Annotated in this window: 22 protein-coding genes; 7 read left to right on the top strand and 15 right to left on the bottom strand. The window is 38.8% G+C overall.

What is annotated here, in order from left to right:
• Positions 1 to 23 precede the first annotated feature (23 nt).
• Positions 24 to 464 carry an AAA family ATPase gene (locus AC5YDM_RS11255; protein ID WP_496152198.1) on the top strand — a complete coding sequence of 147 codons (441 nt, stop codon included), beginning with the start codon at positions 24 to 26 and terminating at the stop codon, positions 462 to 464.
• Positions 465 to 516: 52 nt separating this feature from the next.
• A complete protein-coding gene (locus tag AC5YDM_RS11250) occupies positions 517 to 1,566 on the top strand; it encodes a RelA/SpoT domain-containing protein (RefSeq protein WP_496152197.1) in 1,050 nt (349 codons plus the stop codon).
• Positions 1,567 to 1,610: 44 nt separating this feature from the next.
• On the opposite strand, the gene AC5YDM_RS11245 is transcribed toward AC5YDM_RS11250, so the two are convergent.
• From AC5YDM_RS11245 to AC5YDM_RS11200, 10 genes are all read right to left on the bottom strand, one after another.
• Positions 1,611 to 2,030 carry a F0F1 ATP synthase subunit epsilon gene (locus tag AC5YDM_RS11245; protein ID WP_496152196.1) on the bottom strand — a complete coding sequence of 140 codons (420 nt, stop codon included), beginning with the start codon at positions 2,028 to 2,030 and terminating at the stop codon, positions 1,611 to 1,613.
• 26 nt (positions 2,031 to 2,056) lie between these two features.
• Positions 2,057 to 3,451 carry a F0F1 ATP synthase subunit beta gene (gene atpD / locus AC5YDM_RS11240; protein WP_496152195.1) on the bottom strand — a complete coding sequence of 465 codons (1,395 nt, stop codon included), beginning with the start codon at positions 3,449 to 3,451 and terminating at the stop codon, positions 2,057 to 2,059.
• Positions 3,452 to 3,477: 26 nt separating this feature from the next.
• The gene (gene atpG, locus AC5YDM_RS11235; RefSeq protein ID WP_496152194.1) at positions 3,478 to 4,347 is read right to left on the bottom strand and encodes a F0F1 ATP synthase subunit gamma; all 870 of its coding nucleotides are present in this window, start codon (positions 4,345 to 4,347) and stop codon (positions 3,478 to 3,480) included.
• Between the two features lie 89 nt (positions 4,348 to 4,436).
• A complete protein-coding gene (atpA, locus tag AC5YDM_RS11230; protein WP_496152193.1) occupies positions 4,437 to 5,981 on the bottom strand; it encodes a F0F1 ATP synthase subunit alpha in 1,545 nt (514 codons plus the stop codon).
• 63 nt (positions 5,982 to 6,044) lie between these two features.
• Positions 6,045 to 6,581 carry a F0F1 ATP synthase subunit delta gene (locus tag AC5YDM_RS11225; RefSeq protein WP_496152192.1) on the bottom strand — a complete coding sequence of 179 codons (537 nt, stop codon included), beginning with the start codon at positions 6,579 to 6,581 and terminating at the stop codon, positions 6,045 to 6,047.
• An 11-nt stretch (positions 6,582 to 6,592) separates the two neighbouring features.
• Positions 6,593 to 7,063, bottom strand: a complete 471-nt coding sequence (locus AC5YDM_RS11220) for a F0F1 ATP synthase subunit B (protein ID WP_496152191.1) — start codon at positions 7,061 to 7,063, stop codon at positions 6,593 to 6,595.
• 38 nt (positions 7,064 to 7,101) lie between these two features.
• Positions 7,102 to 7,356, bottom strand: coding sequence for a F0F1 ATP synthase subunit C (atpE, locus tag AC5YDM_RS11215; RefSeq protein ID WP_107008918.1), 255 nt, complete (start codon positions 7,354 to 7,356; stop codon positions 7,102 to 7,104).
• A 79-nt stretch (positions 7,357 to 7,435) separates the two neighbouring features.
• A complete protein-coding gene (atpB, locus tag AC5YDM_RS11210; protein ID WP_496152190.1) occupies positions 7,436 to 8,311 on the bottom strand; it encodes a F0F1 ATP synthase subunit A in 876 nt (291 codons plus the stop codon).
• Positions 8,312 to 8,422: 111 nt separating this feature from the next.
• Complete coding sequence (locus AC5YDM_RS11205; protein WP_496152189.1) at positions 8,423 to 8,815, bottom strand: ATP synthase subunit I; 393 nt, start codon at positions 8,813 to 8,815, stop codon at positions 8,423 to 8,425.
• 168 nt (positions 8,816 to 8,983) lie between these two features.
• A complete protein-coding gene (locus tag AC5YDM_RS11200) occupies positions 8,984 to 9,826 on the bottom strand; it encodes a metal ABC transporter solute-binding protein, Zn/Mn family (RefSeq protein WP_496152218.1) in 843 nt (280 codons plus the stop codon).
• Positions 9,827 to 9,962: 136 nt separating this feature from the next.
• Between AC5YDM_RS11200 and AC5YDM_RS11195 the strand changes: the two genes are divergently transcribed.
• From AC5YDM_RS11195 to AC5YDM_RS11180, 4 genes are all read left to right on the top strand, one after another.
• Positions 9,963 to 10,454, top strand: a complete 492-nt coding sequence (locus AC5YDM_RS11195) for a transcriptional repressor (RefSeq protein WP_496152188.1) — start codon at positions 9,963 to 9,965, stop codon at positions 10,452 to 10,454.
• Positions 10,433 to 11,221 carry a zinc ABC transporter ATP-binding protein ZnuC gene (znuC, locus tag AC5YDM_RS11190; RefSeq protein WP_496152187.1) on the top strand — a complete coding sequence of 263 codons (789 nt, stop codon included), beginning with the start codon at positions 10,433 to 10,435 and terminating at the stop codon, positions 11,219 to 11,221. The genes AC5YDM_RS11195 and znuC overlap by 22 nt, the downstream gene beginning before the upstream one ends.
• Before the next feature lie 3 nt (positions 11,222 to 11,224).
• Positions 11,225 to 12,025 carry a zinc ABC transporter permease subunit ZnuB gene (gene znuB, locus AC5YDM_RS11185; protein WP_496152186.1) on the top strand — a complete coding sequence of 267 codons (801 nt, stop codon included), beginning with the start codon at positions 11,225 to 11,227 and terminating at the stop codon, positions 12,023 to 12,025.
• Between the two features lie 61 nt (positions 12,026 to 12,086).
• Positions 12,087 to 12,428 carry a hypothetical protein gene (locus tag AC5YDM_RS11180; RefSeq protein ID WP_496152185.1) on the top strand — a complete coding sequence of 114 codons (342 nt, stop codon included), beginning with the start codon at positions 12,087 to 12,089 and terminating at the stop codon, positions 12,426 to 12,428.
• A gap of 27 nt (positions 12,429 to 12,455) precedes the next feature.
• Here the strand turns inward: AC5YDM_RS11180 and AC5YDM_RS11175 are convergent, their stop codons facing one another.
• Positions 12,456 to 13,070, bottom strand: a complete 615-nt coding sequence (locus AC5YDM_RS11175) for a LysE family translocator (RefSeq protein ID WP_496152184.1) — start codon at positions 13,068 to 13,070, stop codon at positions 12,456 to 12,458.
• A gap of 60 nt (positions 13,071 to 13,130) precedes the next feature.
• Positions 13,131 to 13,751, bottom strand: a complete 621-nt coding sequence (locus tag AC5YDM_RS11170; RefSeq protein ID WP_496152183.1) for a LysE family transporter — start codon at positions 13,749 to 13,751, stop codon at positions 13,131 to 13,133.
• Positions 13,752 to 13,912: 161 nt separating this feature from the next.
• Here AC5YDM_RS11170 and AC5YDM_RS11165 point away from each other — a divergent pair, with 161 nt between their 5' ends.
• Complete coding sequence (locus AC5YDM_RS11165) at positions 13,913 to 14,845, top strand: Dyp-type peroxidase (RefSeq protein WP_496152182.1); 933 nt, start codon at positions 13,913 to 13,915, stop codon at positions 14,843 to 14,845.
• Positions 14,846 to 14,935: 90 nt separating this feature from the next.
• Here AC5YDM_RS11165 and AC5YDM_RS11160 read toward each other — a convergent pair whose 3' ends face one another.
• The 3 genes from AC5YDM_RS11160 to AC5YDM_RS11150 are packed head-to-tail and all read right to left on the bottom strand — an operon-like array spanning position 14,936 to position 21,331.
• Positions 14,936 to 15,832 carry a hypothetical protein gene (locus AC5YDM_RS11160; protein WP_496152181.1) on the bottom strand — a complete coding sequence of 299 codons (897 nt, stop codon included), beginning with the start codon at positions 15,830 to 15,832 and terminating at the stop codon, positions 14,936 to 14,938.
• An 8-nt stretch (positions 15,833 to 15,840) separates the two neighbouring features.
• Positions 15,841 to 18,021, bottom strand: a complete 2,181-nt coding sequence (locus tag AC5YDM_RS11155) for a LysM peptidoglycan-binding domain-containing protein (RefSeq protein ID WP_496152180.1) — start codon at positions 18,019 to 18,021, stop codon at positions 15,841 to 15,843.
• Complete coding sequence (locus AC5YDM_RS11150; RefSeq protein ID WP_496152179.1) at positions 18,011 to 21,331, bottom strand: type VI secretion system Vgr family protein; 3,321 nt, start codon at positions 21,329 to 21,331, stop codon at positions 18,011 to 18,013. Before AC5YDM_RS11150 ends, AC5YDM_RS11155 begins: the two co-directional genes overlap by 11 nt.
• Positions 21,332 to 21,452: the final 121 nt, after the last annotated feature.

The raw sequence follows: 21,452 nt of genomic DNA, 5'->3' as shown, positions 1-21,452 counted from the left end.
TTATCTTCATTCTGACCATCACCATGCAACTGATTATTTTCACAGGTGTGCAAGCTTCGGGAAAATCGAGTTTTTATCTACTCAATTTATATCATAGTCATCTAAGAATTAATTTAGATATGCTTAAAACACGGCATCGTGAAAATATAATCTTTGAAGCCTGTTTAACCTCTAAAACCAAAATGATGATTGATAATACTAACCCGACCAAAGCAGACCGAGCACGCTATATTCAACGTGCTAAAGATGCTGGTTTTGAAGTGATTTCTTATTATTTTGAAACGGATTTGAACAATGCTTTAGAACGTAATAGCCATCGTGAAGGCAAAGCCAATATTCCTGAAGTGGGTGTACGTGCTACCTATAAGAAGCTTGAAGTCCCGAGTTTGGATGAAGGCTTTGATAAGATTCTTAAGGTGAAAATTGTGGGGAATCGTGAATTTTCGATTACTCATCAAATTTAATATAAAATCACTCTAGTAAAAACTTTAGAATAAATTATTGGGGATATCAATTTTGAGAATAAGTAAAGAACATCAACAGTTTTTAGAATCAATGAGTATTGATCTTGAGCGAGTTAAGACTATTGATTTAGACATTCAAATCCTAATTGATATCACTAAAGACTACAATTCCACAGAAACACAAGAAGAGCTTTTAGATTCTGCTGAATTGATTGCAAAGAAAATTCAACGTTGTAAACAAGTTCATTCTGTTCGCTGGCGTGTTAAAGATACTAGTCATTTGATTGAAAAAATCATTAGAAAAAAAGAAAGTAATAACGAAAAATATATAGATATCAACGTTACCAATTACAAATCAAAACTGGATGATTTAATTGGTGTAAGAGCCATATATCTATTTAAACATGATTGGTTACCTGTACATCAGCACATTTTATCTCGATGGACGCCTAAAGAAAATGTAGTTGTCTACTATCGTGAAGGAGATGATTTAGAACAATACTTACAACCCGACTGTGAAACTAAAAAGCATCACGACAGTTATAGATCGATTCACTACATTGTACCTGCAACAGAAAAACTTACATGTGAAGTTCAAACTCGAACAATTTTTGAAGAAGCTTGGAGTGAAATTGATCATAAAGTAAGATATCCAAACTTTTCAGATAACCCACATTTAAAGCAATTCTTAAATATTTTTAATAGACTTGCAGGTAGTGCTGATGAAATGGGTAGCTACGTAATTTCATTAACAGAATTAATTAATAGCTTATCAATAGCTAATAAAATCGTAGAAACTCATAAAGAAGAAATAAATAAGTTAGAGATTAAGCTTGCAAAGCAAATTGAACATGCAGAAAATTTAGAGGAAATTAAAAAAGTTCATTCTGAATTGCAAATTGCAAAAAATAAGGAACATGAAGCTATAAAGCAACAGATGCATCAAGCAAAAATAATGTCCCCCTTCTTAGCACAACGAGCACACCTCCTTATAGAAGAGCTAGCAACTAAAAATGAAGCAATCACTAGTATTATAAAAAGTCAGGCATGTATTCCTGATATGCTACCAGCCTACCATTTGCACGAATTTTATAAGAAATAAAAAAACCACCCTTTCGGGTGGTTTTTTCAATCTCAAACCGTCTCTTATTGAGCGCGGTTTTTGATTTTGCGGATCGTTTCCAACTGTGCAACAGTTTCTGCCAAGACAGCAAGTGCAGCAGCAGTGTCCAACTCGCTCTTTTGATTTGCAAGCAATGCTTCAGCGTTTTTACGCGCTTCAATAATTGCAGCTTCATCTAAATCGTGTGCACGAACTGCAGTATCTGCAAGAATCGTAACGACATGCGGTTGAACTTCTAGAACACCACCAGATACATAGATTAATTCTTCTGTACCGTTTTCCAACACAACGCGGATCGCGCCAGGTTGAAGCAAAGTTACTAGCGGAGCATGGCCAGGCATAATACCTAACTCACCGCCAGCACCTTTAGCAATTAGCATAGTTACAGTGCCTGAGTACAAAGACTCTTTAACACTTACAACGTCACATTGCATAGTCGACATGAGAATCTCCTAAATTAGGGAACTAATTAAAGTTTCTCAGCTTTAGCAATCACTTCGTCAATACCACCAACCATATAGAACGCTTGTTCTGGAATGTGGTCGTATTCACCAGCTAGAAGACCTTTAAAGCCACGAATCGTTTCTTTAAGAGATACTAATTTACCAGGCGCGCCAGTAAATACTTCAGCTACGTGGAACGGTTGAGAGAAGAAACGTTGGATCTTACGTGCACGGTATACAGTAAGTTTGTCTTCTTCAGCCAATTCGTCCATACCAAGAATCGCGATGATGTCTTTAAGCTCTTTATAACGTTGCAAAATGTTCTGTACAGAACGTGCAATTTCATAATGCTCTTGACCAACAACTAACGGATCTAATTGGCGTGAAGTTGAGTCTAGTGGATCGATCGCTGGGTAAATACCAGAAGATGCGATGTCACGGCTCAATACAACAGTTGCATCTAAGTGAGCAAACGTTGTAGCAGGCGATGGATCTGTTAAGTCATCGGCAGGTACGTATACCGCTTGGATTGACGTAATAGAACCAGACTTAGTAGAAGTAATACGTTCTTGTAGAACACCCATCTCTTCTGCAAGAGTTGGCTGGTAACCTACAGCTGAAGGCATACGACCTAAAAGTGCTGATACTTCAGTACCCGCAAGTGTGTAACGATAGATGTTATCTACGAACAATAGAACGTCACGGCCTTTACCGTTTTCGTCTTTCTCGTCACGGAAATACTCAGCCATAGTCAAACCAGTCAACGCAACGCGTAAACGGTTACCTGGTGGCTCGTTCATCTGACCGTAAACCATTGCTACTTTATCAAGAACGTTAGAGTCTTTCATCTCGTGGTAGAAATCGTTACCTTCACGAGTACGCTCACCAACACCAGCAAACACAGATAAACCTGAGTGAGCTTTAGCGATGTTGTTGATCAACTCCATCATGTTAACGGTTTTACCAACACCCGCACCACCGAACAGACCAACTTTACCACCTTTAGCAAACGGGCAAAGTAAGTCGATGACTTTAATACCAGTTTCTAAAAGGTCAGTAGAAGCAGCTTGTTCAGCATAAGAAGGCGCTTGGCGGTGAATTGGTAAACGTGCTTCAGTAGCAACATCACCAGCTTCATCGATAGGGCGACCCAAAACGTCCATAATACGACCAAGAGTCGCTGTACCTACAGGTACAGAGATCGGAGCGCCAGTATTAGTTACGTTCAAGCCACGCTTAAGGCCTTCAGTAGAACCCATTGCAATTGTACGAACTACGCCATCACCAAGTTGTTGCTGAACTTCTAATGTAGTTTCAGTACCGTCAACGTGGAGAGCGTCATAGATCTTAGGAACGCTATTGCGTTCAAACTCGACGTCGATAACCGCGCCGATGATCTGAATGATACGACCGCTACTCATTGCTGTCTCCTCAATTCAAAATAATGTTAAACGGCAGCGGCACCACCAACGATCTCAGAAATTTCCTGAGTAATCGCGGCTTGACGCAGCTTGTTATAAATAAGTTGTAGGTTCTTGATCAAATCACCAGCGTTATCAGTTGCAGCTTTCATTGCAACCATACGAGCAGACTGCTCACACGCGATGTTTTCAATCACACCTTGGTATACCACAGACTCGATATAACGAACCAATAAACCATTTAATAGCTCTTCAGCTTCTGGTTCATAGATATAGTCCCAACCGTATTGACGGTTTAGACCCTTGTCTTCTTCAGACGCAGCTAAAGGAACAAGTTGTTCGATCTTTTGATCTTGAGTCATGGCATTCACAAAGCCGTTTGACACTAAATAAATGCGATCTAACTCGCCTTTATCGTAAGCGTCTAACATAATTTGTACAGAACCAGATAACTGTTCAAGACTCGGTGTATCGCCGACATTTGTCGTAGCACCCAGTACTTTACCGCCGTAGTTTTTAAAAAACGAAACCGCTTTTTGACCAATTAAAGCAAATTGAACTTCAATTGACTGCTCTTGTTGCTGTTGTACATGTTTAACAACTTTTTTGAACAAGTTAATGTTCAAACCACCTGCCAAACCACGATCTGAAGAAACAATGATATAGCCAACGCGCTTCACAGGACGTTCAACCATATAACGGTGTTTGTATTCAGGATTCGCTTGTACTAAATGAGCAATTACACGGTGCATATTTTCGGCATACGGACGGCCCTGAGCCATGCGCTCTTGCGCACGACGCATCTTAGAAGCTGCTACCATCTGCATCGCGCGAGTAATTTTCTGCGTGCTTTTGATACTAGCTACTTTGGCGCGAATTTCTTTTAAATTTGCCATACGCTTAACCTAGTATTCGAAGGCCCTTTCGAGCCTCCGAAGGTTGATTCCGTGAACCAAACCGACACTAAATTTCAACAGTTTGAAAATTAGTAAGTTTGAGTCGCTTTAAAGCTTTCAATACCTGCTTTGAATGCTGCTTCGATGTCTTTGTTGTAATCACCAGACTCATCGATTTGTTGCATTAACGCAGCATTTTCTGAACGGAAGTAAGAAATTAACGCAGCATCAAAGTCTACGATTTTCTTCACTTCTACGTCAGCCATGTAGCCTTCGTTAGATGCATATACAGATACAGCTTGGTCAGCAATTGAATATGGAGCATATTGTTTTTGCTTCATTAATTCAGTTACACGTTGACCATGTTCTAATTGCTTACGAGTTGCTTCGTCAAGATCAGAAGCGAACTGAGCAAACGCTGCCAATTCACGGTATTGTGCTAAAGCAGTACGGATACCACCAGACAATTTTTTGATGATCTTAGTTTGCGCAGAACCACCAACACGAGATACAGAGATACCCGCGTTCACAGCAGGACGAATACCTGCGTTGAATAATGATGTTTCAAGGAAGATCTGACCATCAGTAATAGAAATTACGTTCGTTGGTACGAATGCAGATACGTCACCCGCTTGAGTTTCAATAATCGGCAATGCAGTTAATGAACCAGTTTGGCCTTTAACTTCACCGTTAGTGAATTTCTCAACGTAGTCAGCAGATACACGAGAAGCACGTTCAAGTAGACGACTATGAAGATAGAATACGTCACCTGGGTACGCTTCACGACCTGGTGGACGGCGTAAAAGCAATGAAATTTGACGATACGCAACAGCTTGTTTAGATAAGTCATCATAAATGATTAACGCATCTTCACCACGGTCACGGAAGTATTCGCCCATTGTACAGCCAGAGTATGGAGCCAAATACAACATCGCTGCTGGATCGGCTGCAGCTGCTGCTACAACAGTTGTATACGCCATAGCGCCAGTTTCTTCTAGCTTGCGCACAACGTTAGCGATAGTCGATTGTTTTTGACCAATTGCTACGTATACACATTTAATGCCAGAGTTTTTCTGAGCGATGATCGCATCGATCGCCATTGCTGTTTTACCAGTTTGACGGTCACCAATGATCAACTCACGCTGACCACGGCCTACAGGGATCATTGTATCTACTGATTTATAACCAGTTTGTACAGGTTGATCCACTGATTGACGCCAAATTACGCCTGGTGCTACTTTTTCAACAGCATCAGTTAATTTTGCATCAATTGGGCCTTTACCATCAATTGGGTTACCCAAAGCATCTACTACACGGCCTAAAAGTTCTGGACCAACCGGAACTTCTAATACACGACCTGTGCAACGAGCTTTTTGACCTTCTTGAAGGCTTAAGTAGTTACCTAAAACAACGACGCCCACTGAATCCTGTTCTAGGTTCAGTGCCATACCGTATAAGCCGCCGTCGAATTCGATCATTTCACCGTACATTGCATCAGCAAGGCCGTGAATACGCACAATACCGTCGGAAACCATAACAATGGTCCCTTCGTTCTTAGCGGTCGCGCTGGTGTCCAGATCGCCGATACGCTGTTTAATGAGCGCACTGATCTCGGATGGATTCAGTTGTTGCATTGCGCTATACCTCAATCTTTAATTAAGTTCAGTCTTCTATTACGCTGCTATTTTCAAGCAATATTACGCAAGAAGACGAGTCCGCATTTTTTCAAGCTTGTTAAGCGCAGAATCATCTATCACTTGGTCGCCTGCACGAATAACAACACCTGCGATTAACGCTGGGTTTACTTCAACTTTCACTTCTACTTGTGCATTGAAACGTTTTTCTAATGCAGCTTTAAGTAGTTGCTCTTGTTCAGCATTCATTGGTAATGCAGATTCAATCACTACATCAACAACGTTGTTATTCTGTGATTTAAGCAGTTCGTACTCTGTTTCAATCTCAGGAAGAAGCGCCAAACGATTGTTTTCAGCAAGCAATGTCAAAAAGTTTGACACTGGTGCAGTTTGGTCTTCACCTAAAACTTTTGCAAAAAGACTCACCTGCTCTACAGGAGTAAGCTCAGGGCGACTCAAGTAAGCGGAAAATGCTTCATCTTGCACAGCAGCACTAAGCACTTGTAACACATTTGACCAATTGTCAGTTGCACCTTGCTCAGAAGCGAAAGCAAATGCTGCTTTTGCATATGGGCGTGCTAACGTCAAGAATTCAGCCATAATCGCCTCGCTTAAAGTTTAGCAGCCAGCTGAGTTAGCATGGCATTATGAGCTGCTTGATCAACTTGTTGGTTCAGAATTTTCTCTGCACCAGTTACTGCAAGAGCAGCTACTTGTTGACGTAATTCTTCGCGAGCAGCATTGATTTCTGTATCAACAGCTTCTTTAGCTTGTTGACGAATACGCTCACCTTCAGCAGATGCTTGAGTACGAGCTTCTTCAACCAATTGCGCCCCACGACGGTTCGCTTGTTCAATCAATTGAGCCGCTTGTGCTTTTGCTGCATCAATTTCTTGCTTAACTTGTGCTTGCGCATCAGCAAGATCTGCTTTCGCTTTTTCAGCAGCATTTAAGCCATCAGCAATTTTGCGCTGACGCTCACTAATCGCATTGATTAGCGGTGGCCATACAAACTTCATGCAGAATGCGACAAACATCGCAAACGCAATCGCTTGGCCAAACAATGTGAGGTTAATATTCATTGCAATTCCTCAAATAGTTGATTTCGGAATTTAGCGAATTAACCCAACAAGCCGATGAACGGATTAGCAAAGATAATGAACAAGCCAATACCAACACCGATCATAGGCACAGCATCAAGAAGACCCGCGATTAAGAACATACGAGTTTGAAGTTGTGGAGCTAATTCTGGTTGACGAGCAACAGCTTCAAGGAAACGACCGCCTAAAAGACCAAAACCAATTGCAGTACCTAAAGCACCAAACGCGATTAAAAGAGCAGCTGCAACAGCAGATAAGCCAACTACTAAATCCATGAAAATATCCTCAAGGTTGAGTTTAAATCAAACAAAAAAACTTTAGCCCAACTGCCTTATGCAGTCGAGCAAATATTAATTAATGCTTTTCGCTAGCCATACTCATATACACGATCGTTAACATCATGAAGATGAAAGCTTGTAACGTGATAACAAGAATATGGAAGATTGCCCATGGCACAGACAACGCCCATTGGATCCAGAAAGGTAATAACGCGATAAGAATGAAGATTAACTCACCCGCATACATGTTACCGAACAGTCGTAGAGCCAATGAAATTGGACGCGCAATAAAAGTTACTAATTCAAGAAGAATGTTTACTGGAATTAGAAGTGCTTTTAAGAATGGGTTACTTGGATTGAATGGATTGAGTGCAAATTCAGCACCAAAACCGACAAGCCCTTTCTCACGAATACTATAAAAAATAGTCAACGCAAATACTGATAACGCCATACCTAATGTTACGTTAGGGTCAGTAGTTGGAACGATTTTGAAGTAGACATGGTGAGGGTCCATACCAAATACGTGTGCACCGATCAATTGAGCTGTATACGGGATAAAGTCAACTGGGATTAAGTCCATTGTGTTCATGAGGAAAATCCACACGAAAATGGTTAATGCAAGAGGAGCAATTAAACGTGATTTGCCATGGAAAGTGTCGCGGACACTAGAGTCAACAAACTCGATAATCATTTCGATTGCCGCTTGGAATTTGCTAGGGATACCAGCATTTGCAGCTTTCGCTACCATCCAAAATAATAGGCAAAAAACGATACCAAGGCCGATTGACCAACCCATTGAATCCAAGTGAATAGCAGTGAACCCCATCTCTTTCGCTTCTTCAGCAGTCTCAGCTAACTTCCACGTACCGTCTGGTGATTTACCATAGGTCATGTTCGTTAAGTGATGCTGAATATACTCAGACGAGGTAAGGGTATGTTCTTCAGCAGCCATAAATCACACCTGGTTAATGTCAAATACTAAATTAGAGTTAACGAACATCGCGTGCTGCTTGATATCTCGTTAATCTTCTAAAAAACTTTTCAATTTTTGTTGTGACTTCACTCATTTTGCTAGTCGTGACGCCCAGAATGGAGCGACCCACGTCATGGTCTGAACGAGTATAAAACCACAAAACAATGCTCCCGCTGACAACGGTTTAACATTGATCAAAATCAAAGTGAATCCAACAATCACTATTGCAAACTTACCGAGCAACCCTCGATACATGTTCGATAGAACCTGTTTCGAAGCTCTTGCACCTGCAGCTCTGAACGACTGCCATGAAAAATAACAACTGGCTAGCCAACATACGAGTGCACCTAATGCTGCACTCAAAGCCGCAGTTGAGTCTTTCAAGACCCACGCTACCAAGGCTGAAACAGGTATCATACATGCTTGCAAGATGACTAAAGCTTTCGCTAATCGTCGGTCAATCAAGCGACTAGTTCGGCTCATTTTTTACTCACTCACAGCATTCATGCTTGACAAGTTTAGCTGATGATTATTTTTAATCGCAGGCATTATAGAGTTACACCCCTGAACATGCAATCTTTTCCCGACCTAAGTCTCGTATTAGAAAATATAGATTGCTGTTGATATATACAATTTTCGCTTAAATCTGAATCAATTTTGGCTATTTTTAATGCAAAGTTGCGCTTTTTTAGCCAAAGCTTGCCATGCTTTCACAAAATCCTGCTGAGCAGTAAAGCTCTCATCAACTGCTTCAAAAGTGACATTGCCTAGCTTTTTGTACTGACTTGAGCTCGCACCGGCTTCAGCCAATAAGCACATTTTTGGCTGTGGACGAGAGTCATTTAAATATTTGATCTGTGCTACAGTCGGCGCCATGTGTGTATCTTCAGTCAACGAACCTGCGAATTTCAAATTCAAAGGACGTTCTAAATATTGATAAGCATCATGTAGTGCCCAATACGGTTGTGATCGTGCTGTGGTTTTAATCTGTTGCGATGTAACAAGCATTTTTTGTGCAAATTGACGCGCATTCGACCAATAGACTGCTTTATTTTCTGGTAATTGTTGTGATCTGAGAGCCGCCATGAAGAAACCAATACGAACTGCATTATTTGGATCAAGCCATACATGCGTATCTATTGTGTTTTTTAATGCCACTCCACGTGCATTTCGCATGGGTAAAGTTTGAACAATGCCTGAATCTAACAAAGCAATTGAACTTTTATTTGTAGAGAGTACATTTGCTAGAGGTGCTTCATGTGCTTTTCCCAACCAAATCACCAATGAAGCATCCTGAATCATCTTACGATGTGCAGGTGTCATATGAATATCGTGCCCAGTTTGATTTTCTAATAGCAGTTTTGGCTCTTCCACACCTTGCGTAATTTCTTTGGCAATCAAATAAATAGGATGTGTAGAAACCACCATAGGTGCTTGCGCCCAACTGGTCATAGCAACAATAGAAAATAAACAGAAAGCAAGAATGCGTAGCATTGGAAGATATACCGACTCAGATTTCATGTTATATTATAACAAAATGCAACAATTGCCTATGCCGTTCGTAAGTAGATCATGCTTCATGGTATGATTTATTTATATTTCCTTATTATAAAATGTCTTGAGGTCAGCAATGAGCTTATGTTCACACGAGCATCACGATACGTTACACGGTGTCCATGATCACCCAAATGTTCAAGCTCGCCTCGCTGAAGCTGAGTCAATTTGTGCAACTTCAGGCGCTCGCCTTACCCCTTTACGTAAGGAAGTGCTCGAACTCATTCTCAATGCATCTGGCCCTGTCGGTGCTTATGATCTTTTGGCGAAACTCAAAGGCTCTACTGAACGTCCAGCAGCACCTCCTACGGTATATCGCACATTAGATTTCTTATTAGAAAAAGGCTTTATTCATCGTTTAACTTCGATCAATGCCTACATTCCCTGCTGTCATCCTCGCGAGGGACATCAGGCTGCATTTTTGATTTGTAATGAATGTCATGCAGTCACAGAAGCCTCTGCATCTGGTTTAATTCAACAGTTAAATCTATTGGCAGATTCTGACCAATTTAAAGCGCATCATAGCATTATTGAAATTTCAGGAATTTGCCAACAGTGCTCGAAGTAACACATGCCAATGCATTGATTCAACTCGATCAAATTAATGTTCGAATTGATGAGCGTGATATTTTAAAAAATATTGATTTCTCTATTGGTGAGAAAGAAATTATTACGCTGATTGGTCCGAATGGTGCAGGTAAATCAACCCTCATCAAAATAATTTTGGGTATCGTTGAGCCAAACTCTGGAAAAATTAAAAGCAAAAAACAGTTGAAACTGGCTTACGTCCCGCAGAAGTTCAATCCATCACATAGCCTACCATTACGTGTAAAAGATTTGCTCGATTTAGAACATTGTGATGCGACAACTAAAGCTGAAATCATTCGTGATACTGGTATTGCGAAACTTGAAAATTCAAAAGTTCAACAACTTTCTGGTGGTGAGCGTCAACGTGTGCTTTTAGCACGTGCCTTACTTCGTCAACCTGATTTATTGGTTCTAGATGAACCGATGCAAGGTCTGGACATTCAGTCTGAAGCTGAACTTTATGACTATGTGCGCAGTTTACCTGATCGTTATGGTTGCTCGATTCTAATTGTGTCTCATGATTTGCAATGGGTCATGCAAGGTACGCAACGTGTCATTTGTTTAAATAAACACATTTGCTGTAGCGGTTTACCAGACTCTGTACAAAACCATCCTGAATATCAGGCGATTTTTGGTACTAACCGAGCATTTTACCAACATCATCATGATCACTGTGGTCATGGCGATTCTGCTACGCCTTGCCAGCATGATCCTCGTCCACATATTCACCCTGAACCGGAAGCCTAGATCATGATGGAATGGTTACAACTGCTATTACCTGCATGGATCATGGGCACGCTTTTGGTTTTTCTGACTGCACCATTAGGTTGTTTGATGCTATGGCGTCGTATGTCTTTTTTTGCAGATACTATGGCACACGGTACTTTGTTAGGTGTGGCAATTGCAGGGATTCTCACCCTCCCCCTCTGGGTTGGTGTTACCTTTACAGCTCTACTTTTGGTGGGTGTACTCTGGGTTTTACATGATCCTCGTTTGCCAAATGATGCTTTATTGGCTTTATGTTCAGCGACATTACTCTGCTCAGGTTTATTGCTTATTCAGCATTTACCTGCGTTAAGACCTGAATTACTGAGTTATTTATTTGGTGACTTACTGACCATCTCTTGGTCAGACTTACCCATTTTTGCCTTGGTCATTATCACAGCTCTAGCTGTTCTCTATAAAAATTGGAAAGCACAGATTCAAATTGCGATTGACCCAGATATCGCGATCAGTGAAGGTGTAAATGCAAAATGGCAACGCTTGATCTTCATGATCCTGCTTGCGTTATTTACTGTATTGGCTTTACGCGCTGTCGGTTCTTTATTAATGGGGGCTTTATTGGTCATTCCTGCTTTGACCGCACGTTTACTTGCTCACTCCCCAAAACAAATGGTCTTGATGGCTTTTATCATCGCCCAACTGGGTATCAGCATCGGTTTATGGTCAAGTGCAGGACTCAATATCGCAACTGGCTTGAGCATCGTACTCACCATGTCGATTCTATTTGCTGTAATTTTTGTCGTGCAAAGAATCAAGAAAACAAACTAATAGAGTACTACTTAAATAATACTCACATATAATCTGATCATTATTTTTGACGAAATTCGATATGTTCGTTTACAACCTTAAGGCGTTGATTTCTACTCTTCGCAGTAGAAATTATCCAGATGAATGGTATCTAGCAGACTTCATAGCAAATAATATTGCTACATTATCTGCGGAAGATGCATTTAACGGCGCTTCTGTAGTACTCAATATGTTTTCTACAGAAAAACACGCTATTTACGAGTTATTGATGATCCTCCAAGCTTTACACCGACAGTCAGATACAACTCAAATTCCAATATTTTTAGTGTCTAATCCCAATACTTTCGACAATTTATATAGTCTAAATAACGAACCTGACCTTCAAGATTTGATAAAAGATATAAAACAGCTCTATCAAAGATAGCTCAATCTCTATATTGAAAATCTAAAATTAGTATTTTATGAATACATAAAATAAACCATATAAAGCAATGAGTATTAGAACCAAACCACACAATGCCAAAACCTTTGTATAGTGTTGACTTCTAGAAAGCTGATTAAACCCCAGATAAACCACTGACAGTGTTAAAAAATCAAGAATAATCCAAGCTACTACCAGAATGAGCAGGCTGACATTGAGGTCTGGGTGAATGCCTACAAATTGTGGGAAGAATGAAGAAAAGAAAATGATATCTTTGGGATTAGAAATACCAACCAAGAACCCTTTTTGAAGGCCACCATCAATCGGCTTTAATGCTTCTATACTTTGCTCTTTTGAATGACGGACTTCTTTTAAAATTTCAAAGCCTAAATAGGCAATATAAGCACAGCCTAAAATTTTAATGATCAGGAATAGGTTTTCATTAACACTGAACATCCCTTTTAAAATCAAAATTGATAAAGCAATAAGTATCAATGAGGCTAAATTTGTACCTAATATTGTTTCTAAAGCTTTACGATATCCACCTTTGAGTCCAGCACTCGCCACCAAAATCATGACTGGACCTGGTGTCGCAATCATAATCACGACGCTAATCACATAAAGATAAAATTCTAAATAATTCATATTGATCCACCTTCTTTGTGTGTGGTTTGTTGTCTGTATCTTAAATTGAAAAATCTAAAATTATTGATGTACCAAACTCAACAGACTCGCTGCACCTGCAAATAAAACCGCAAAGGTACGATTAAGATATTTTTGCTGTTTCGGAGATTTTAACAACTTTAGAACTTTAGCCGCTAAACCTGTGTAGCCTGCCATCACGATCAAATCAATCGTAATCATGGTGATACCCATAATCAGGTACTGAGGCCATTGCGGTTGGGATAAATCTAAAAATTGCGGCAGTACAGCTAAAAGAAAAACAATTGCTTTTGGATTACTCATATTCACTAAAAAGCCGTACATGATCAGTTTAGGAATAGATTTTTGTTTAGCATCCACCGCTATTTCGATCGATTGAACAGGTGCTTTCCACTGTAAATAAGCCAAATATAATAAATATCCAACACCAAACCATTTAATGACTAAAAATGCCCAAGGTGAAGTCGCAAGTAACACCCCCGCCCCTGCCGCCACAATACCAATTTGAACAACCAGCGCCAGTTGTAAACCGATGGCATTCCAATAGCCACGTTTAAAACCATAGTTTAGACCGCTAGACATCGATGCAATCGCACCCGCACCTGGAGAAATACTAATCACCCAACATGCAAGCATGTAGGCAAACCACATTTGGTAAGACATTTTTTAAATCAGTTTTGAGCAGAGCTTCAAATTATAAACCCATTTGACTCAGTTACCTTATCCATTTAATTTTTAAAATTTGTAGATTTTCCTATGTAAGCATAAGGTGCTTGATGCACAATAAGTCATAGGAAAGAAAATAATCGAGGAGCCATCGTTCAATGACAGCCCAATCTGTAATTTTGCCATTACCTTCTAATCATGCACGTTTCATTGTTATACGTTTAAAAGATCTGTCTATTGATGGTTTAAAACAAAAACTCGAATATTTATTCACGACACGTGACCGTTTAATCACTCAGCATCCTGATGCTGAAATTAAAACATCAGTGGCATTTGGTCCTGAACTTTGGTCTTGTCTATACCATCAAACACCTAAAGGATTTAAACAATTAGATCCAATTCATGGCTCGTTTGAAATGCCTGTTGTTCCTGCAGATGTGCTGATTCATATCGCTTCTGCACGTAGTGATATTTGTTTTGCACTCAGCCAAGCTTTTTTTGATGGCATTCAAGATCAGGTTGACGTTCTCGATGAACGTGTTTGTTTCCGTTATTTGGATGGTCGTGATTTGACGGGCTTTATTGATGGTACTGAAAACCCTCAATTCCCAGATGATCGTGGCGAAACCGCTCTACTAAGTGAAAATGCAGGTATTTTTGCAGATGGTTCTTTTGTATTTGCACAACGCTATGTACATAATTTAGAGAATTGGAAAAAGTTAAAAGTTGATACTCAAGAACAAGTGATCGGACGTACTAAACTTGAAAGTATTGAACTGGATGACGATGTTAAACCTGAAAATGCTCACGTTGCACGTACAGTGGTTGAAGATGAAGAAGGTGAGGAGTTAGAAATCCTACGCCACTCTCTTCCTTATGGTGATGGTAAAGGTGAACAAGGTTTATTCTTTATCGCATATACAAAGGATTTAAGCCGTATTGATCAGATGCTGTTACGTATGTTTGGTACAAGTGGTGATGGCATTCACGACCGCTTACTTCACTTTGTTACTGCCGTGGATGGTGCATATTACTTTGCACCGAGTGAAGATTTGTTGGAAGAAGTTTTGGAAGAGGTATTAGAAGAGTAACTCATTTTATAATTTGGAAGCTATGAATATATAGCTTCCGAAGTTGAAATTATTAAATTTACTCTGACAAATTAATATTCATTTATATCTTTAATATTGAATAATCTGTTTCTTACTCCCATCATAATAAGTCATTTGAAAATTACTATTAAATTCAACTTGTTTTTCTGCATAAATAAACTTTTCTTCTATTAACTTATTATTTTTTACTTTCATTATTCTTAAATTAGGACCACTTTCATCCTGAAATGGTGAAATAAGCAAATTATAATCATTCCGCTTAATAATAACTGTGGCTCCATCGCTAGGATTGATAAAATCAAAATCTTTTAACATTTCATTTGAACTGACTAAATTTAAACTTGAACACTCTTTTAAAGCAATATTATTTAAACAGTTGAAATGAGTTTTTGAATTATAAATCACTTGTTTTTTTGGAAAACTTTCTATACTAGCTTGTGAATTAGTTTTTTTTATAAATTTACTATTTTCAAATTTATAACACTCATCTTCTACATTAATATTATTATCATCTGAAGCATATGTTGTTCCTGAGATACACACTTCATTATTTTTTTTAGAAAACTTAATAATAGCAGGTTCATTTTCTAAAATCTGCAATCTATCATCTACAAAATTACCTACTACTTGTGGAAAAGGTATTACTTGTTTCTTAATAGGATCTACTACTACGATAGATTTTACATTTCTTCCCACCCCTTTTCCTGTATTCCTATTCTGATCCATCACAACAAGAGTTAGATTTTTTGAAAAATTTGGCTTTTCTTGTAAATACTGATTATAAATCGATATTTTTTCATCTTTGCAAAAATTGATTTGAATTTTTTTTATATCGCAAACTGTAACATTCTTTTGTGTCAAAATTGAATTTTTAGCTACCGCATCAGTTGACTGTTCTTTTGAATATGAGCAACTTGATGCCAACATACCAATACTGATTACCAAAAAACATTTTTTAAGTTTCATTTCATAACCTATTTTACTGAATGATGTTGTTTAATTTTTTCAAAAATTTGCCTAACTTTGGCCGTTGAGTGTGAATTAGCTCTATTTGTTCCTGATTGATGATAACCAATAGATCCATCTGAAATAACGCCAAACTTATTTTTTCTCCCCCGAGGCAATGCTATTGAAGCCCACTCTTTTGAAGCATCTATCATCGCTTGGTCAACAGTTCCAGTTCCTTTATGTATAAGATTATAAATTGCTGACCGCCCTTTTAATAAATGCTCTTTAAATACTCTTTCTTGCATATTTTCATCGTAAAACTCACTACCTGATAAATTCATTCTTGTTTTTGCTGCAGCTAATGTGGAAGGTATTGTTTGATACTTCCCAGTAGCAAATCTTCTCCTATTATCTTTCCAGGTATAATTTTTTGCTGCATCTAAAAGCTGATTTATTGTTTTACCAGTAATTGTACCTGGGGTATCATTCATATTACCAAATTTAACTCTTTTACCTTCTGGAGCCCCTGAATTCCACGCTTCATAACTTCCCTCACCACTTGCAATAGCATCACCTAATTCAATAACCAATTCATCAATAGTTTTATCTGAAACTCTTGCAACATTATTTGAAGTTGTAGCAATACCAGAACATCCTAAAATTCGGTTTAAATTCAGACTACCTACTATCTCAACTAAAGAACGCCCATTCAGCTCTGTAACACTTTTTTTAAAAAAAATATCTGAAAAATATGAAGTTTGTAACCGTGTTATATCAAAATGAACCCATGTCGTAGCACCAGAATTACCATTATTAAATACTTTTGGCTCTAAATATATTTTATTCGTTGCCCTTTGTTCAGTTGCTCCCATTTTTACAGTCATGACATTTTTTCTAATAAACTCCATATCCGATAGCTCTCTAGTTCTTGAGCCATTTTTATTGATATGCAAGTCTAAAGCTAATCCCATATGATTTACACTTGTACGATTTTTTTGCTTATTATTTGCTATGCATCTATATCCAGATTCAATATAAGCTACTTCTAGTTTTCTTGATTTAAACTCATTCTTTAAATAAAAATTTAAAGCCTTAAGAATCCAAATTAATGATCTATGTATACCTGGATATTCATTAGCCATACTAATTCCAGATGAAACTCCTCTTCTATTATTACCATAACCAGTACACCGACCACACGGACATGAAGCTTTCGCCATAAACCCTGAAACTGGGTACTCTGTATAGAATTTATCAAGCGCTGATAAAAATGAACCACAAATTTTTCCAGTTTCAGAGACCCCCATATAATCTCGCTGAAACTGCTTAATACATTTAGAAGTCAAGTCTGTGAATTCATCAGTGGGGAGCGCGCCACCAAAACCGGCTAAGCGAATATTTACCTCTCGAATTAACTCACTTTTCCCACTTGAAATGCATTGAGGGTTAGTCTTACATAAATTAGAAGCGGATGCTTTAGGAGTTCCTACTTCTGAGCTTCGATCTTCTACTGTTAGAATTTTTGCCGCTGAATCTACAGTTTCAGTAATAGCTTTCTTTCCATCTTCATAAACCTCATTTAACCATTCTTTCGCCTTAATTGTATAATCATTAACCACATCTGCGGTTTTATTTGTATTGCTAGGATGTGGCTTACTTGTAGAACTGGGCTTTGGTGAAGTGGTTGGCTTAGGTTTGTCTTGAATACTTTTATTGCCTGTGGCTGAAATATTAACTGGTAATTTTAAAACCTGTCCGATACCAAGCTTATCTGGATCCTTTAACTGATTTAGTCCTTCCAATGCTCTAACTGTAGTGCCATTACTTTTGGCTATTGATGTTAGTGTTTCACCTTTTTTTACTGTATGAGTTTTTCTTTTATATGCCCCCGCAGAACCTTGATTATTTAATGTTTTAAAATCCAATAATATTTTAGGACTCGCTATAGTCACTAACATCCGATCTTTAGACATCACAAAGCTTTTAATATTCAACATCATTCCATTGAACATACTCTTAATATATACATCTAAAACAGTACCCTTATCTCGGCTAATTTCTACAATACATCCTGCTGAATTGGTAGATCCAGCTGCTATTAATTGACCTGTTTTTTGATTTTTAACCTGATATTGAGCTTTAGATATAGGATTACTGAACACGTCTACAATTTTTATCGTTACTAACGATTTTTTATTATTCGTCATTTTTCAAACCTTCATTCTTATTTTCAATACTTTGTGAGGATTGAGACTCTAGATAATAGTCCTCTTCATCGAAGCCTTCTATACTAATACCCCAATCATCCTCTGATCCTACCAATATCTGAACTTTAGATGGGTCTGAGGTATTAATTTTTCCAGTTCGACCATGTTCATCAATTGAACCAGCTACAAATGAATTTGAATCAGGCAGGAAAGCTTTATAAGTAAGCTGGCTAAAATCACTTTCCCAAAATAAATCATAAATATCTAACTTATTGCTAAATAATGGTGTATTTGGTAATTGTGGAATTTCATATGGAGTTTTAGCTCCCCCAGTAAACAAATGCTGCCCTGCCTTACTCTCAAACTTTCCACCAGTCGTACTAAAAACACCACTCCCATTAATCTTGAGTTGTGAGCCACCCGCAGTGAGCACAATTTCTTTAGGACTGGTAATTTCAATCTTGTCTTCGGTTGAAATTAGCTTAATCACTTTACGAGCAATGGCTTCTATCGCATCATCTTGAGCTTGTAGTTCTACTTTGCCCTTGGCTGCAAAAGCCCTCAAACCTTTTTGAGCCGCAAACAGACTAATCTTATCCTGCGCATGACCCACAATATTTTTTTGGGCACTCAAATTAATTGAGCCTTGTGCACTCTCTGCAATATCTTGTGAAGCTTGAAGAATAATGTCCTCAGGTGTGGTTAGCGCAATCCCATTCGGAGAGGCTAACAGCATCAAAGCCTGACGGAATAATCGACCCTGTTCTTGCTTTTTACTATCTGAACTACTTTCAAGTCCTTCCGTATATCCTTCCATAAAACCTTGCAAAGTACTTAATGCCTTGGCAGGTGTAAGATCTACACCTTTATTACCACCACCAAATCCTGTGCATGAAATGAGAAAATCTTCTGCATTCACGTCGACACTGGAAATAGCTTTACAGACGTCTTGAATCGCTTGAAAAGGATTGTCCTTTATACCGTTTTTAATGCTTTCAAATTTACCTTTGATCAGATCAGAGCCATGCTCTTGAACGTTATCAATAAATTCCTTTAAGTTATCAACAGCTTCTATTGCATCTTCAAAGTAGCTATTAAATTCATCAATAACGCCTAATGCATTACCACCCAATGAACCAATATCTTTAATAAACCCACCACAATCTTTGATCGCATTCAATGGGTCATTCGCCAAGCCCTCTTTAAAAAGATTAACCGTAGATTGTAAGGCTTGCGCTGTATCTTTTATTTCTAAAGACTGAATGAACTTAGGTAAACGGCTAATGACATTTAAGGCATCTGTTTGTTGTTTTACAGCGATTTCACTGAGCATTTTCATGCTTTGCTCACCCTGACCCAGCAGAGATTGAGCTTGAGTCGCTTCTAAATGATCAGAGATTGCATTTTCTTGAGCATAGGTGGTAATCAGCATCCCTTTGCCTGCACGAACAGCACCATAAGCATCTGTCCTCAACTCAAATCCTTCTCCACGCCCATCACTTTGTTCTTTGTCTTTCGGGTGGCTTAAATTTCCTAAATTCAACTGTGACGCTGCATGGCTACTTTGCAATTGGGTACTAATCTGCCCTGTCGTATCATCGAAACGTAATTGGTTAAACCCCTGACCGCTTACTTCGGCGGATCGTATGCCACTGAGCTTTTTCGTGTCAGGAAGCTGACCTTTCACATCGAACATCGTTTGGTGACGCTCAGCTTCATGTAAACGTCCCACTACAAATGGTCGATCCACATTACCGTCAAAGAAGTCGATGACCACGATTTCATTAACACGCGGATGAAAACGCGAACCATAACCTTCGCCTGCCCAAGAGGTGAGCACATCCACCCATGCCGAGTCTGTATCATTATCATTCGATCCAGCTCCACCATCATGTCCATGATCATCCGTGCGTGTGAATACAAAGCGGACTTTAATCCGCCCCCATTGATCAACATAAATAGTTTCCCCTTCAGGGCCAACGACTTTAGCACGTTGCGGATAAGCTACCGGTCGATGCTTTAAAGGATCATAATCAGGAACAACGGGAATCGCACGACGAACCAAACTCAATTCGTTCGACAAGCGCTCATCAAATTTAGTTCTGCTCCAACGACTCATATCGATCAATGCTTCAATTTGCGCATTGATATCTTTAGGTAAATTGTTTTGATTAAAAAAGTGCTTACCTAAAATAATAAATTGGCGATCAGAACCTTGATGCTGATCAATTTCAGGATGATCGATAAAATCAAACCAATAACCGACATTGACATCACGTACACTACTAATCGCAGTGAAATACTTAGCTTGTAAATCTTGATATTGATTGAGCTGGGTATTGAGTTTTTGCAGCTGCGCATTACTCGATGCGGTCGCTTGATCTTCCCCTTTGAGGTCACTAACCCATGCAGGACTAATCGTCCAAGCTTGCTCTAGACTCAAAGTTTCGTTGTCTTGTTGATCGCTATGCTGATGATTGCTTAATTGAAGATCACCTTGATCTTGAGAGAGTAAATCTCCTTGCCAGCGTTGCACTTGAATTGCAGTAGATTGAATAGATCTTTGAGCGATAAAACTTGAAATAGTATCAAATCGCTCCGTTGCATTATTGCGATGAAAACGAACTGTTCGACGATCCAATGGCTCATACTGACTATTATCATCGATCAGTTTTAATATCTGAGCTTGTATTTCTTTAGCTGAAAATGGAACGGTACGTTCTGCCTCATCCACCAACCAATTAATGCCCTCACTACGCCATAGGCGAGTTAAAAAATCATAGTCCGACTCATTGGCTTGCATGGTAAAAGGACGTGTGTCATAGCTTCCTTTTAAACCTTGTGTAGATAGGCTTAAGCCTGCACTAAATAACGCACTTTTCGACTGCCATTCCTGAAAAATAATTTCAGTAATATCAACCACGCTTTTAGACATAAATACACGGCTATTACGGCGCTTATGCCACAGGGATGTCGCATCTTCAACGGTGAGTTTATACAAGGTCAATGCACCATCACTTTGACCTTGGCTAACACCCGTCACAATGCCTGTAGTGCGTGCTAGTTTTCCCATATCGGTGACTTGATCAATCGCTACCTGGCAACCAATGAATTGTTTTAATTGAATATGAGCATTGGTCGATAAACAGAGTACTTCAGCTTTTAAGCCTTGATTGATAAAGTGTTGCCCTTGGATACGTTGCACAAAAACTTGTGAATTCAAAGCTTCATTTGAAAATTGAATGTGAAGTGCGCGCTTTTGTAAGCTCAGCCCCAAATGTTCCAGCATGGAATGAATATTATTGAGCATATTTTTATACTATTTTTTTAGATTTTGTCGAATTTTACTCCTGCAACGTTCAAGTAGATCAATATAATTTGTTATTTTTTTATACTAAAAAAATAGGAACCAAAGCATTGATTCCTATATA

Source organism: Acinetobacter sp. CY81 (assembly GCF_059515925.1).
Note: the sequence above shows the minus strand (reverse complement) of the source record. Positions and strands in the feature narration are given on the sequence as shown.

Coding starts and splice junctions, on each gene's coding strand:
- AC5YDM_RS11255 (WP_496152198.1), top strand. CDS start 24: ATGCAACTGATTATTTTCACAGGTGTGCAAGCTTCGGGAAAATCGAGT.
- AC5YDM_RS11245 (WP_496152196.1), bottom strand. CDS start 2,030: ATGTCGACTATGCAATGTGACGTTGTAAGTGTTAAAGAGTCTTTGTAC.
- atpD (WP_496152195.1), bottom strand. CDS start 3,451: ATGAGTAGCGGTCGTATCATTCAGATCATCGGCGCGGTTATCGACGTC.
- atpG (WP_496152194.1), bottom strand. CDS start 4,347: ATGGCAAATTTAAAAGAAATTCGCGCCAAAGTAGCTAGTATCAAAAGC.
- atpA (WP_496152193.1), bottom strand. CDS start 5,981: ATGCAACAACTGAATCCATCCGAGATCAGTGCGCTCATTAAACAGCGT.
- AC5YDM_RS11225 (WP_496152192.1), bottom strand. CDS start 6,581: ATGGCTGAATTCTTGACGTTAGCACGCCCATATGCAAAAGCAGCATTT.
- AC5YDM_RS11220 (WP_496152191.1), bottom strand. CDS start 7,063: ATGAATATTAACCTCACATTGTTTGGCCAAGCGATTGCGTTTGCGATG.
- atpE (WP_107008918.1), bottom strand. CDS start 7,356: ATGGATTTAGTAGTTGGCTTATCTGCTGTTGCAGCTGCTCTTTTAATC.
- atpB (WP_496152190.1), bottom strand. CDS start 8,311: ATGGCTGCTGAAGAACATACCCTTACCTCGTCTGAGTATATTCAGCAT.
- AC5YDM_RS11205 (WP_496152189.1), bottom strand. CDS start 8,815: ATGAGCCGAACTAGTCGCTTGATTGACCGACGATTAGCGAAAGCTTTA.
- AC5YDM_RS11200 (WP_496152218.1), bottom strand. CDS start 9,826: ATGCTACGCATTCTTGCTTTCTGTTTATTTTCTATTGTTGCTATGACC.
- AC5YDM_RS11195 (WP_496152188.1), top strand. CDS start 9,963: ATGAGCTTATGTTCACACGAGCATCACGATACGTTACACGGTGTCCAT.
- znuB (WP_496152186.1), top strand. CDS start 11,225: ATGATGGAATGGTTACAACTGCTATTACCTGCATGGATCATGGGCACG.
- AC5YDM_RS11180 (WP_496152185.1), top strand. CDS start 12,087: ATGTTCGTTTACAACCTTAAGGCGTTGATTTCTACTCTTCGCAGTAGA.
- AC5YDM_RS11175 (WP_496152184.1), bottom strand. CDS start 13,070: ATGAATTATTTAGAATTTTATCTTTATGTGATTAGCGTCGTGATTATG.
- AC5YDM_RS11170 (WP_496152183.1), bottom strand. CDS start 13,751: ATGTCTTACCAAATGTGGTTTGCCTACATGCTTGCATGTTGGGTGATT.
- AC5YDM_RS11165 (WP_496152182.1), top strand. CDS start 13,913: ATGACAGCCCAATCTGTAATTTTGCCATTACCTTCTAATCATGCACGT.
- AC5YDM_RS11160 (WP_496152181.1), bottom strand. CDS start 15,832: ATGAAACTTAAAAAATGTTTTTTGGTAATCAGTATTGGTATGTTGGCA.
- AC5YDM_RS11155 (WP_496152180.1), bottom strand. CDS start 18,021: ATGACGAATAATAAAAAATCGTTAGTAACGATAAAAATTGTAGACGTG.
- AC5YDM_RS11150 (WP_496152179.1), bottom strand. CDS start 21,331: ATGCTCAATAATATTCATTCCATGCTGGAACATTTGGGGCTGAGCTTA.